The sequence below is a fragment of the Modicisalibacter sp. MOD 31.J genome, from assembly GCF_020147985.1.
In the GTDB taxonomy this organism is placed as follows: domain Bacteria; phylum Pseudomonadota; class Gammaproteobacteria; order Pseudomonadales; family Halomonadaceae; genus Modicisalibacter; species Modicisalibacter coralii.
Window position 1 is genome coordinate 1067127 of sequence record NZ_JAGXFF010000001.1, and the last position, 13041, is coordinate 1080167.

The following is a 13041-nucleotide window of genomic DNA, read 5'->3' on the forward strand; positions in this document are numbered from 1 at the left end:
CCGTGGGACGTCATGGCAGCCGACCGCGGCACGGGCTCGGCCTGCGAGCCCGTACCGCGATCTCGTCGCCTACCTCGCATTCTGGCGAAATTGACGCCCAAGGCAAGCACCCGCCGTGCCGGGCGCCCGGGGCGTTCAGGCCGCTTCGGCCTTGCGGTTCAAGGTCTCGATGAGCGATTCCACGGCGGTGAAGCGCGCCGTCTCGTCGCTCATGTCGGCTTCGAAGCGCAGGATCTCGGCGCCCTCGAGGCGGTAGCGGTCGGGTTGCTGCTGGATCAACTGGACCAGCGTCATGGGGTCGACGGCCGGGTTGGCGCCGAAGATGACCCGGCCCCGTTCGTCCCCGGCCTCCAGGCGGGCGATTCCCAGCCGTGCGGCACGCTGGCGCAGGCGGGTCTGGCGAAACAGCGTCTTGACCGGCGCCGGCAGCAGGCCGAAGCGGTCGATCATCTCGACCTGGAGTTCCTTGAGGTCGGCCTCGTTCTCGGCGTTGCTGATGCGCTTGTACATGATCAGCCGCTGCTGGACGTCATGCAGGTAGTCGTCGGGAATCAGCGCCGGCAGGTTGAGGCTGATCTCGACGCCTTCATCGAGCGGGGCCTCGATGTTGGGCGTCTTGCCGGCACGGATCGCCTTGACCGCCCGGTCGAGCATCTGCATGTAGAGGCTGTAGCCGATGGTCTCCATCTGCCCGCTCTGCTCGTCGCCGAGCAGTTCGCCGGCGCCGCGGATCTCCATGTCGTGGCTGGCCAGGGTGAAGCCGGCGCCCAGGTCCTCGGCCTGGCCGATCGCCTCGAGGCGCTTGACGGCGTCCTTGGTCATCGCCCTGGGGTGCGGGGTCAGCAGGTAGGCGTAGGCCTGGTGGTGGCTGCGGCCCACGCGCCCGCGCAACTGGTGGAGCTGGGCGAGGCCGAACTTGTCGGCGCGCTCGATGACGATGGTGTTGGCGCTGGGCACGTCGATGCCGGTCTCGATGATCGTCGAGCACACCAGCACGTTGAAGCGCTGATGGTAGAAGTCCGACATGATCCGCTCCAGCGAGCGTTCCGGGAGCTGGCCGTGTGCGACCGCGACCCGCGCCTCGGGCACCAGGTCGCGGATCTTGTTGGCGGTCTGCTCGATGGTCTTGACCTCGTTGTGCAGGACGTAGGCCTGGCCGCCGCGCAGGATCTCGCGCAACAGGGCTTCCTTGATCACGCCGTCGTCGCGCTGCTGGACGAAGGTCTTCACCGACAGGCGCCGGGCCGGCGGGGTGGCGATGATCGACAGGTCGCGGATGCCGCTCATCGCCATGTTGAGCGTCCGCGGGATCGGGGTGGCGGTCAGCGTGAGGATGTCGACCTCGGCCCTCAGGTTCTTGAGGCGCTCCTTCTGGCCGACCCCGAAGCGATGTTCCTCGTCGACGATCAGCAGTCCCATGTTGGGGAGTTTCATCGAGCGGGACAGCAGCTTGTGGGTACCGATGACGATGTCGGCGCGGCCCTCCTCGATGCGCTTCAGGGTCTCGGCCTGACCCTTGCCGCCGGTGAAGCGCGAGATCAGCTCGACCTGGACGGCGGTGTCGGCGAAGCGGTCGCGGAAGTTGTCGTAATGCTGCTGGGCGAGCAGGGTGGTGGGCACCAGCACCACCACCTGTCGCCCGGAGTGCACGGCGAGGAAGGCCGCCCGCATGGCGACCTCGGTCTTGCCGAAGCCGACGTCGCCGCAGACCACGCGGTCCATGGGCCGGGGCGCGGTCATGTCGCCGATCACCGCGTGGATCGCGGCGCGCTGATCGGGGGTCTCCTCGAACGGGAAACTGGCCGCGAAACGCAGGTACTCCTCGCCGGGTGCCTCGCAGGCGAAGCCCTCGCGCGCCTCGCGCCGGGCATAGACGTCGAGCAGTTCCGCCGCGGTGTCGCGGATGCGTTCGGCGGCCTTCTTCTTGGCCTTGTCCCAGGTATCCGAGCCCAGCTTGTGCAACGGGGCGAGTTCGTCGCTGGCGCCGGCGTAGCGCGAGATCAGGTGCAGGCTGTCGACCGGGACGTAGAGCTTGGCGCCGTCGGCATATTCCAGGGCGACGAATTCGGCGGCCTGGCCGCCCGCCTCGAGGGCTTCCAGCCCCAGGTAGCGGCCGACGCCGTGGGTCTGGTGGACCACCGGGGCGCCGGGGCGCAGTTCCGAGAGGTGGCGCACCGCCAGTTCGTTGTCGTCGGTGCCCTTCTCGCGGCGCCGGCTCTGGCGGACCACCTCGCCGAACAGTTCGGTCTCGGTGATCACCGAGATGGCTGGTTCGTCGAGGGTCATCCCTTCGTCGAGCAGCCCCTCGGTGATCGCCAGGGGCGCATCGCTCTCGACGAAGGCCCGCCAGCCCGCGACGTGGGGCATGTCGAGATGCAGCACCTCGAGGGTTTCTTCCAGGGCCTCGCGTCGGCCCCGCGATTCGGCGACGAACAGGACCCGGCGCCGCTCCTCGGCATCGAGATAGGCGCTCAGGGCGGCCAGCGGTTTCTGGGCGCGGGCGTTGATCGCCACCGCCGGCGGCGCCTGGGTCAGCGGTGTTCGGGCGTGCGGGTGGTCGACGTCCCGGACCAGTTCGAGGCGCGGGCGCTGCTTGATCGCGGCGAACACCTCGGGGACCGGAATGAAGGCTCGCGACGGCGGCAGCAGCGGGCGGGTCGGGTCGACCCCGAGGTTCTCGTAGCGGCTCTGGATCGCCGCCCAGTGGTGTTCGGCGGCCTCGAAGACGCCGGGCATCAGGGCGACCCGCGTGCCCGCCGCGAGGTGGTCGAAGAGCGTGGCGGTTTCCTCGAAGAACAGCGGCAGGTACTGCTCGAGTCCCGGCGAGGGAATGCCCCTGATGGCGTCGTTGTACAGCGGGCACTGGCGCGGGTCGACGTCGAACAGGGTCTCGAAGCCTTCGCGGAAGCAGGCGATCGCCGAGCGCGACAGCGAGTATTCGTGAGCCGGCAGCAGCTCGACCGACTCGACCTTGTCGCCGCTGCGCTGGGTATCGGGATCGAAGCGCCGCAGGGTGTCGATCTCGTCGTCGAACAGGTCGATGCGCAGGGGCGTGTCGCTGCCCATCGGATAGAGATCGATCAGCGCGCCGCGCAGGGCGTACTCGCCGGGCTCGTAGACGGTCTCCACCGCGCGGTAGCCGGCCCGCGAGAGGCGTTCGCGAAAGCCCTCGCGGTCGAGCGTCATGCCGACTTCCAGGGTCATCACCCGGCCGGCGATGTAGTCGCTGGGCGGCAGGCGCTGCATCAGGGTGTTGACGGGCACCAGCACGATGCCGTCGCGGGCCTCCTGGAGGCGGCGCAGGGTGCGCAACCGCTCGGAGACGATGTCCTGGTGCGGCGAGAAGCTGTCGTAGGGCAGGGTCTCCCAGTCCGGAAAGGGCAGGACCGGGACCTCGGCGAAGAAGCGCAGGGCGTTCTCCAGACGCTGGGCGGCGGCGGTATCGGCGGTGACCACCAGCAGTGGCCCTTCATCGGCGAGCCGGGCCAGCGTCAACGGCGTGGCGGCGCCCTGTGGCGCCAGACAGAAGAGCGTGTCGCGATGGCCGCCGGGTGTCGGCGGCGCGAGCGGGGAGAAGTCAGGCATGGTCCAGGCAACGTTTCGACGAATCGACGGTAGGGCGAATCATAACAGGCGCACGAGTCCGGCGGGAAAACGACCCTGAAGGCGCGGTCGGCGCGCCGCGCCTGCCGTGGCGCAACACGCCCAATTCGGGTTTGTAGTCAACCCCGGATTTCTGTAATTGCCCTACAGCGAGTGCGACCATACAGCGATTGCGGTCCTCGTGAGTCGGCAAGGATAATGAACGCATCATTTTCAACGCGATTCCGTGAGAGGCGACTACGTGAGTCAAGACATGCTCGATACCTGTTTTCAGGAATGGCAGGACAGCGAGGCGCTGGCCGAAGAGATGATCCCGCTGCTCGGTCAGCTGTATCGCAAGTACAACGTGGTGCCTTCGCTGTATGGCCGTTCGCTGATCATTCGTTCGGTGATCCGTATTCTCAAGAACCACCGTTACGTGAAGAAGGTCGAGGGTACCGAGCTGTCCGTGCGCGATACGCTGCCGATGGTGCGGGCCATGCTCGATCTGGAGCTGGCCCCGGCGCACATCGACCTGGGCAAGCTGGCGGTGGCCTTCAAGCGCAGCGGTCGCAGCGATGTCGAGGCGTTCCTGCGCGAGGAGCTCGCCGAGATCGTGGGGGGCCACGAGACCAACGGCATGGGCGGCGAACCCAAGGACGTGGTGCTCTACGGCTTCGGGCGCATCGGGCGTATCCTGGCGCGCATCCTGATCGAGAAGGCCGGCGGCGGCAACCTGCTGCGTCTGCGCGCGATCGTGGTGCGCGGCGGCGGTGACGACCTCGAGAAGCGGGCCAGCCTGCTGCGTCGCGACTCGGTGCACGGGCCCTTCGCCGGCTCGATCAGCGTCGACCACGACAACAGCGCGCTGATCGCCAACGGCCACTACATCAAGGTGATTCACGCCGACTCGCCCAGCGAGATCGATTACACCGCCTATGGCATCGACAATGCCATTGTCGTCGACAACACCGGCAAGTGGCGCGACGACGAAGGGCTGTCGCAGCACCTGTCGAGCAAGGGCGTGGCCAAGGTCCTGCTCACCGCGCCGGGCAAGGGCAGCGTCAAGAACATCGTCTACGGCATCAATCACGACGACATCGGCGACGCGGATCGCATCATCTCGGCGGCATCGTGCACCACCAACGCCATCGTGCCGGTGCTCAAGGCGGTCAACGACGAATTCGGCATCCGCCACGGCCACGTCGAGACGGTGCATTCCTACACCAACGACCAGAACCTGATCGACAACTACCACAAGGGCGATCGTCGCGGGCGCAGTGCGCCGCTGAACATGGTGCTCACCGAGACCGGGGCGGCCAAGGCCGTGGCCAAGGCGCTGCCGGAACTCTCGGGCAAGCTCACCGGCAACGCGATCCGCGTGCCCACGCCCAACGTCTCGATGGCGATCCTCAACCTGAACCTGGAGCGCGAGGCCGACGCCGGGCGTCTCAACGACTACCTGCGCGAGGTGTCGCTGGATTCGCCGCTGCAGAAGCAGATCGACTACGTCGACTCGCCCGAGGTGGTGTCGTCGGACTTCGTCGGCAACCGCCATGCCGGCATCGTCGACGCCAAGGCGACCATCGCCGACGACACCAACGCCGTGCTCTACGTCTGGTACGACAACGAATTCGGCTACAGCTGTCAGGTGGTGCGCATCCTGCAGTCGATGTCCAACGTGCGCTTCCGTTACCTGCCCCGCGCCCGCGACTGACGGGCCCTGCGCGGCCGGTCGCCCCGTCGGGCGGCCGGCCTCTCCGCGCCTCTCGTCCGGGAGGCGGCCGCCCGCGCCGGTGGCCTTTCGATCAGTGTCTCTTTATAATGGCTGCGATTTTTTGGCGCGGTCCGTATGGCCACGGGCTGTACAGTAAAACCTTCTGATAAGAAAAGCCTTCGAGCACCGTGACTGTTTACCGTTCGCGTCGCCAGCTCGCGTATCGGCGGCGTCACCATGCCGTGCCTCGAACCCCTTTCCTTGCTAATCAGATTCGATAACTGGGCGAGACTATGATCGAAGTCAAACGAGGCCTGGATCTCCCCATCGCGGGGGCGCCCGAGCAGCGTATCGAGGATGCGCGGCCGGTGCGTCACGTGGCCGTCCTGGGCACCGATTACGTCGGCATGAAGCCGACGATGGAGGTCCGGGAGGGGGACCGGGTGAAACTCGGCCAACTGCTGTTCACCGACAAGAAGATCCCGGGCGTGCGTTTCACGGCGCCGGCTGCCGGTGAAGTGGTCGAGATCAATCGTGGCGAGAAGCGGCGCCTGCTGTCGGTCGTGATCAAGGTCGACGACAGCGAGGAGTCGGCCGACTTCACCGCCCATGGCGCCGAGGCGCTGGAGCGTCTCGAGCGGCAGACCGTCGTCGATCAACTGGTCGAGTCGGGGCTGTGGGCCGCCTTGCGCACGCGTCCCTTCTCGCGGACGCCGGCCCTCGACGCCGAGCCGGCGAGCATCTTCGTCACCGCGATCGATACCCATCCGCTCGCCGCCGACCCGGCACCGATCGTCAATGAGCAACCCGAGGCGTTCAGCAACGGCCTCAAGGTACTCAAGCGACTGACCGAAGGGGCGGTGTTCCTCTGTCACGCCCCCGATGCCGAGCTCCCCGGCAGCGATGTGGCCGGCGTACGTAGCGAGAGCTTCAAGGGGCCGCATCCGGCCGGTCTCCCCGGCACCCATATCCATCACCTGTCGCCGGTGAGCCTGACCCGTCAGGTCTGGCATCTGGGCTACCAGGACGTCATCGCTATCGGCAAGCTGTTCGCCGACGGCAAGCTCGACGTCAGCCGCGTGGTCGCCCTGGGCGGGCCGCTCGCCGCCAAGCCGCGTCTGGTACGCACCCGCCTGGGGGCCAGCCTGCGCGAACTGCTCGATGGCGAGATCGCCAAGGCCGACAACGATGTGCGGGTGATCTCGGGCTCGGTGTTCGGCGGCAAGGTCGCCGAGGGGGCGCTGAGCTACCTGGGGCGTTTCCATCGCCAGGTCACGCTGCTCGAGGAGGGCAACAAGCGCGCCTTCATGGGCTGGCTGTCGCCGGGACGCAACCGTCATTCGGTGCTGGGCATCTACCTGTCGCGGTTCACCGGGCTGCGCGACTATGCCCCGACCACCACCACCAACGGCTCGGAGCGCGCCATGGTGCCGGTGGGGGCCTACGAGACGGTGATGCCGCTGGACATCCTGCCGACCCAGTTGCTGCGCTCGTTGATCGTCGGCGACATCGAAATGGCGATGCAGCTCGGCTGTCTCGAACTGGATGAGGAAGACCTCGCGCTGTGCACCTACGTGTGCCCCGGCAAGTACGAGTATGGCCCCATCCTGCGCGACAATCTCACCACGATCGAGAAAGAGGCTTGAAGATGGGCATCCGACAGACACTCGACAATCTCGAGCCGCACTTTCACAAGGGGGGCAAGTACGAGAAGTTCTACGCGCTCTACGAGGCCGTGGACACCATCTTCTACTCGCCGCCCGACGTCACTCGCACCACCTCGCACATTCGCGACGGGATCGATCTCAAGCGGATCATGATCACCGTCTGGTTCTGCACCTTTCCGGCGATGTTCTTCGGCATGTACAACGTCGGCCTGCAGGCCAACCAGGCGATCGCCGACGGCTACGGCGTGCTGGGCGGCTGGCGCGAGGCGGCGACCATGCTGCTGGCCGGGGGCAATGATCCGGCCAACTGGTGGGACAACTTCGTGCTCGGCGCGACCTACTTCCTGCCCATCTATCTGGTGACCTTCGTGGTTGGCGGTTTCTGGGAAGTGCTGTTCGCCGTCAAGCGCGGTCACGAGGTCAACGAGGGCTTCTTCGTCACCTCGGTGCTCTTTGCCCTGATCTTGCCGGCGACCATCCCGCTGTGGCAGGTGGCGCTGGGCATCACCTTCGGCGTGGTGATCGGCAAGGAAGTCTTCGGCGGCACCGGCAAGAACTTCCTCAACCCGGCACTGACCGGGCGTGCCTTCCTGTACTTCGCCTATCCGGCGCAGATTTCCGGCGACTCGGTGTGGGTGCCGGCGGACGGCTATACCGGAGCCACGGCCCTGTCCACCACCTATGCCGACGGCATGAGCGCCCTGCATCAGCAGATGAGCTGGATGGACGCCTTCCTGGGCTTCATTCCCGGGTCGATCGGCGAGGTCTCGACGCTGGCGATCCTGATCGGCGCCCTGATCTTGGTAGGGACCAAGATCGCCTCCTGGCGGATCATACTCGGCGTCTTCCTGGGCATGGTGGCGACCAGCGCGCTGTTCAACGCCATCGGTTCCGATACCAACCAGATGTTCGCCATGCCCTGGTACTGGCACCTGGTGGTCGGCGGCTTCGCCTTCGGCATGGTGTTCATGGCCACCGATCCGGTGTCCGCCTCGATGACCGATACCGGCAAATGGGTGTTCGGCGCCCTGATCGGGGTGATGACGGTGCTGATCCGGGTGGTCAACCCCGCCTTCCCCGAAGGCATCATGCTGGCGATCCTGTTCGCCAACCTGTTCGCCCCGCTGATCGACCACTTCGTGGTGCAGGCCAATATCAAGCGTCGCCAGAAACGTGAAGCGGCCGCTGCGATGAGCAAGGAGACCGCCTGATGGCCAGCAACAACTCCGTCAAGAAGACTCTCACGGTCGCGTTCGCGCTGTGCATCGTCTGCTCCGTGGTGGTGGCATCGGCTGCGGTCGTGCTGCGTCCCACCCAGGCGAAGAACCAGGAGCAGGACCGCATGCGCAACCTGCTCCAGGTCGCCGAGCTCTACAAGCCCGGCCAGGACATCCGTGACCAGTACGACGAGCTGATCACGCCGCGTGTCGTCGACCTCAAGACGGGCGAGTATGCCGAGGGCAAGAATCCCGAGACCTTCAACCAGTTCGAGGCCGCCAAGGATCCCGCGCAGTCGCGCACCCTGTCCGGTGCCGAGGATCTCGCGGGTATCGGACGTCGGGAAAATTACGCTACGGTATATCTGGTGGGTGACCCCGACAGCCCCGACGAGATCATCCTGCCGGTTCGCGGGCAGGGGCTCTGGTCGTTGATGTCCGGCTATCTGGCCCTCAAGGGTGACGGCAACACCGTCGTCGGCCTGTCCTTCTACGATCAGGGCGAGACGCCGGGGCTCGGCGGTGAGGTCGACAATCCCAAGTGGAAGGCGCTGTGGGATGGCAAGAAGATCTACCCGGAGGACAGCATGGATCCCGCCATCAAGCTGGTGAAGGGCGGGGTCGGCCCCCAGACGCCAGACGCCGTCCACAAGGTGGACGCGCTTTCCGGCGCCACGCTGACCAGCAAGGGGGTCACCAATCTGCTGCAATTCTGGCTGAGTGACGAAGGCTTCGCCGAGTACTTGGCCCGGTTCCGCGACACGACGCAAGGAGCGTAAGCCATGGCTGCCTATACGCCCAAAGGCGTGCTGACCACGCCGATCTTCAAGAACAACCCGATCGCCCTGCAGATCCTGGGTATCTGTTCCGCGCTGGCGGTCACCAACTCCATGAACACCTCGCTGGTCATGGGGCTGGCGGTCATCGCGGTTACCGCGTTCTCGAGCTTCTTCGTTTCCCTGATCCGTCACCAGATCCCGTCGTCGATTCGTATCATCGTGCAGATGACGATCATCGCCTCGCTGGTCATCGTGGTCGATCAGGTACTCAAGGCCTACGCCTACGAGATCTCCAAGCAGCTCTCGGTGTTCGTCGGTCTGATCATCACCAACTGCATCGTGATGGGCCGTGCCGAGGCCTTCGCCATGCAGAACGGCCCGGTGATGAGCTTCCTCGACGGGGTGGGCAACGGTCTCGGCTATGCCGCGATGCTGCTGGCCGTGGGCTTCTTCCGCGAACTGTTCGGCTCCGGCTCGATCTTCGGTTTCACCGTGCTGCAGCCGGTCAACGACGGCGGCTGGTACGTCACCAACGGTCTGCTGCTGCTACCGCCCTCGGCATTCTTCGTGATCGGCCTGATCATCTGGGGGCTGCGCAGCCTCAACCCGGAACAGGTCGAGGAGAACGAGTTCAAGATCACGGCCAATACCCAGGCCAAGGAGGCCGTGTAAATGTTCGAACATTATCTGAGCCTGTTCGTGAAGGCCGTGTTCGTCGAGAACATGGCACTGGCCTTCTTTCTGGGCATGTGTACCTTCATGGCGGTGTCCAAGAAGGTGTCCTCGGCCATCGGCCTGGGCGTGGCGGTGATCGTGGTGCTGACCATCACCGTGCCGGTCAACAACCTGATCCTCCATTACCTGCTGGAGGAGGGGGCGCTGTCCTGGACCGGCATCGCGGGCGCCGAGAACATCGACCTGTCGTTCCTGGGCCTGCTCAGCTACATCGGCGTGATCGCGGCGATCGTGCAGATCCTGGAGATGTTCCTCGACAAGTTCGTGCCCGCGCTCTACAACGCCCTGGGCGTGTTCCTGCCGCTGATCACCGTCAACTGCGCGATCCTGGGTGCCTCGCTGTTCATGGTGCAGCGCGACTACAGCTTCGGCGAGTCGGTGATCTACGGCTTCGGCGCCGGCGCCGGCTGGGCGCTGGCGATCGCCGCGCTGGCGGGCATCCGCGAGAAGCTCAAGTACAGCGACGTGCCCGCCGGCCTGCGCGGCCTGGGCATCACCTTCCTGACCGTGGGACTGATGTCGCTGGGCTTCATGTCTTTCTCCGGCATCCAGCTGTAAGCACAACGAGAACATAGGAATTCGACATGGTCGATACATCGATTATCGTGCTCGGCGTCGTCATGTTCACCGTGATCGTCATTGGCCTGGTGGCGATCATTCTGGCCGCGCGCAGCCGGCTGGTGAGCAGTGGGGACGTGACGATCCAGATCAACGAGGATCCCGAGAACACCCTGACCACCCAGGCGGGCGGCAAGCTGCTGCAGACCCTGGCCTCGAACGGCATCTTCCTGTCGTCCGCCTGTGGCGGCGGCGGTTCCTGCGCCCAGTGCAAGTGCCGGGTGCTGGACGGGGGCGGCTCGATCCTGCCCACCGAGGAGTCGCACTTCACCATGGGTGAAAAGAAGGAGGGCTGGCGGCTCTCCTGCCAGGTGCCGGTGAAGCAGGACATGAAGATCGAGGTCCCCGAGGAGGTCTTCGGCGTCAAGAAGTGGGAATGCGAGGTCATCGAGAACCCCAACGTCGCCACCTTCATCAAGGAACTCAACCTCAGGCTGCCCGAGGGCGAGGAAGTCGCCTTCCGCGCCGGGGGGTACGTGCAACTGGTGGCGCCACCCTACGACATCAAGTTCTCCGACTTCGACATCGAGGAGGAGTACCGGGGCGACTGGGAGAAGTTCGGGCTGTTCAACGTCTCCCACAAGAACGACGAGGAAGTGATCCGCGCCTACTCCATGGCCAACTATCCGGAAGAGAAGGGCATCCTCAAGTTCAACATCCGTATCGCCACGCCGCCGCCCAACACCAATCATCCGCCGGGGCTGATGTCGACCTACGTCTTCAACCTCAAGCCGGGCGACAAGGTGACGGTGATGGGGCCGTTCGGCGAGTTCTTCGCCAAGGATACCGACGCCGAGATGGTCTTCATCGGTGGCGGCGCCGGCATGGCGCCGATGCGCAGCCATATCTTCGACCAGCTCAAGCGTCTCGAGTCCAAGCGCAAGATGTCGTTCTGGTACGGGGCGCGCTCCTGGCGCGAGACCTTCTACAACGAGGAGTACGACCAGCTGGCCGAGGAGTTCGACAACTTCGAATGGCACCTGGCGCTCTCCGATCCGCAACCGGAAGACAACTGGGAGGGGCCGACCGGCTTCATCCACAACGTCCTCTACGAGATGTATCTCAAGGACCATCCGGCGCCCGAGGATTGCGAGTACTACATGTGCGGGCCGCCGATGATGAACGCCTCGGTCATCAAGATGCTCACCGACCTGGGGGTCGAGCCGGAAAACATCATGCTGGACGACTTCGGCGGATGATCCGAGACTACCGACCGACCGCGACAGGGCCCCTCCAGGCCCTGTTGTTGATAGTGACCCTGGCATTGGCGCTGGCCGGCTGCAATCCCCCGCCCGATGTCTCGGCGCACCGCTTCCAGGGGCCGATCTTCGGCACCGGCTACCACGTCACGGTCTATGCGGCGCTCGACGACGAGGCCCGGGAAACCCTCGACCAGGGCATCCACCGCGAGCTGGAGCACGTCGACCACCTGATGTCGACCTACAAGGACGACTCTGAACTGTCACGCTTCAACCGCTACCCTGTGGGGGTGCCGTTCTTCCTGTCGCCGGAGACCGCGGCGGTGATCCGCGAGTCGTTGCGTATCGCCCGACTATCCAACGATGCCTTCGACGTCACCGTGGGACCCGCCGTCAATCTGTGGGGCTTCGGGCCGCAGGGGCGCCCCGACCATGCTCCCGAGGCCGAGGCGCTGGCCGAGGCACTCGCCCGCGTCGACATCCACGCCCTCGAACTCCGCGGCGACACCCTGACCAAGACCAAGCCGGTCTACGTCGACCTGTCGGGGATCGCCAAGGGGTTCGGAACCGATCAGGTCGCCGATTACCTGGAGCGTCAGGGGATCGACAGCTATCTGGTGGAAGTGGGTGGCGAGATCCGCACCCACGGCCACAAGCCGGATGGCAGCCCGTGGCGGGTCGCCGTCGAGAAGCCGGTGTCCAGCGAGCGCAGCGTGCAACGGGTCATCGATCTGGGCGACGCGGCGGTGGCGACCTCGGGCGACTACCGCAACTATTTCGAGGAAAACGGCGTACGCTACTCGCATACCATCGATCCGCGCACCGGCAGGCCGATCACCAACCGTGTCGCCTCGGTGACGGTGATCACCCAGCGCTGTGCCACGGCGGATGCGTTGGCCACCGCCTTCACGGTGATGGGCGAGAGCGCGGCGCTGAAACTGGCCGAACGGGAAAACCTGGCGGTCTATGTCATTGTCAGAACCGATGACGGTTTCGAAACACGCATGAGTCCGGCCTTCGAGCCCTACCTGGAAGGGGCCCGGACGACCGGCGAGGAGGAGTGACATGACGACCTGGCTACTGGTGTTCGGGGCGATGCTGCTGCTGGTCGCGGCGATGTCGATCGGCGTGCTGCTGGGACGCAAGCCGATCAGCGGTTCCTGTGGCGGCCTCAACAACCTGGGCCTCAAGGATGGCTGCGAGATCTGCGGCGGCAAGGACGAGGTCTGCGAGGAAGAGAACCGCAAGCGCAACGGCCGGGCGCGCCGGCGTGCCGACGAGAGCCGCGGTCTGGACCTGGGCTACGACGCCACGCGCCGCTAGGCGGCCCGACCAGGCGCCAGGGACGGCGTCGCGACGCCTCAGAGGATGTTTACAAATTACTGCGCTAGGCCATACGGCGTTGAAATCAGCCTCGAAATGCTCATTTACCCACTCGTAAACTGCGCTTTCTCGGCTGATTTCGCCTTGTCTGACCGTCGCTCGTGACTGTTGTAAACACCCTCTTAACTTCCATATCCGCGCGAG

The 13041-nt window shown here is 65.4% G+C and carries 10 protein-coding genes; 9 read left to right on the forward strand and 1 reads right to left on the reverse strand.

All coding sequences use genetic code 11. The features are described from left to right. Positions 1 to 135 precede the first annotated feature (135 nt). The gene (gene mfd / locus KGR00_RS04760) at positions 136 to 3585 is read right to left on the reverse strand and encodes a transcription-repair coupling factor (protein WP_224417453.1); all 3450 of its coding nucleotides are present in this window, start codon (positions 3583 to 3585) and stop codon (positions 136 to 138) included. Between the two features lie 259 nt (positions 3586 to 3844). Here mfd and KGR00_RS04765 point away from each other — a divergent pair, with 259 nt between their 5' ends. The 9 genes from KGR00_RS04765 to nqrM all read left to right on the forward strand — a co-directional run bounded on the left by KGR00_RS04765 (position 3845) and on the right by nqrM (position 12837). Then, positions 3845 to 5299, forward strand: a complete 1455-nt coding sequence (locus KGR00_RS04765; RefSeq protein WP_129140115.1) for a glyceraldehyde-3-phosphate dehydrogenase — start codon at positions 3845 to 3847, stop codon at positions 5297 to 5299. A 293-nt stretch (positions 5300 to 5592) separates the two neighbouring features. After that, positions 5593 to 6945, forward strand: coding sequence for a Na(+)-translocating NADH-quinone reductase subunit A (locus KGR00_RS04770; protein ID WP_224417452.1), 1353 nt, complete (start codon positions 5593 to 5595; stop codon positions 6943 to 6945). A gap of 2 nt (positions 6946 to 6947) precedes the next feature. Then, on the forward strand, positions 6948 to 8177 hold the full coding sequence (locus KGR00_RS04775; protein WP_224417451.1) for an NADH:ubiquinone reductase (Na(+)-transporting) subunit B: 1230 nt from the start codon (positions 6948 to 6950) through the stop codon (positions 8175 to 8177). Next, entirely contained in the window at positions 8174 to 8962 is a 789-nt protein-coding gene (locus tag KGR00_RS04780; protein WP_129140112.1) for a Na(+)-translocating NADH-quinone reductase subunit C, read from the forward strand. Before KGR00_RS04775 ends, KGR00_RS04780 begins: the two co-directional genes overlap by 4 nt. Positions 8963 to 8965: 3 nt before the next feature. Continuing rightward, the gene (locus KGR00_RS04785) at positions 8966 to 9634 is read left to right on the forward strand and encodes an NADH:ubiquinone reductase (Na(+)-transporting) subunit D (protein ID WP_129140111.1); all 669 of its coding nucleotides are present in this window, start codon (positions 8966 to 8968) and stop codon (positions 9632 to 9634) included. Next, positions 9635 to 10255 carry an NADH:ubiquinone reductase (Na(+)-transporting) subunit E gene (nqrE, locus tag KGR00_RS04790; RefSeq protein WP_129140110.1) on the forward strand — a complete coding sequence of 207 codons (621 nt, stop codon included), beginning with the start codon at positions 9635 to 9637 and terminating at the stop codon, positions 10253 to 10255. A 26-nt stretch (positions 10256 to 10281) separates the two neighbouring features. Then, positions 10282 to 11514, forward strand: a complete 1233-nt coding sequence (gene nqrF, locus KGR00_RS04795) for an NADH:ubiquinone reductase (Na(+)-transporting) subunit F (RefSeq protein WP_129140109.1) — start codon at positions 10282 to 10284, stop codon at positions 11512 to 11514. 53 nt (positions 11515 to 11567) lie between these two features. Beyond that, complete coding sequence (locus KGR00_RS04800) at positions 11568 to 12578, forward strand: FAD:protein FMN transferase (protein WP_224424168.1); 1011 nt, start codon at positions 11568 to 11570, stop codon at positions 12576 to 12578. A 1-nt stretch (position 12579) separates the two neighbouring features. After that, positions 12580 to 12837 (forward strand): (Na+)-NQR maturation NqrM, encoded by a 258-nt coding sequence (gene nqrM / locus KGR00_RS04805; protein ID WP_224417449.1) that lies wholly within the window; start codon positions 12580 to 12582, stop codon positions 12835 to 12837. Positions 12838 to 13041 lie beyond the last annotated feature (204 nt).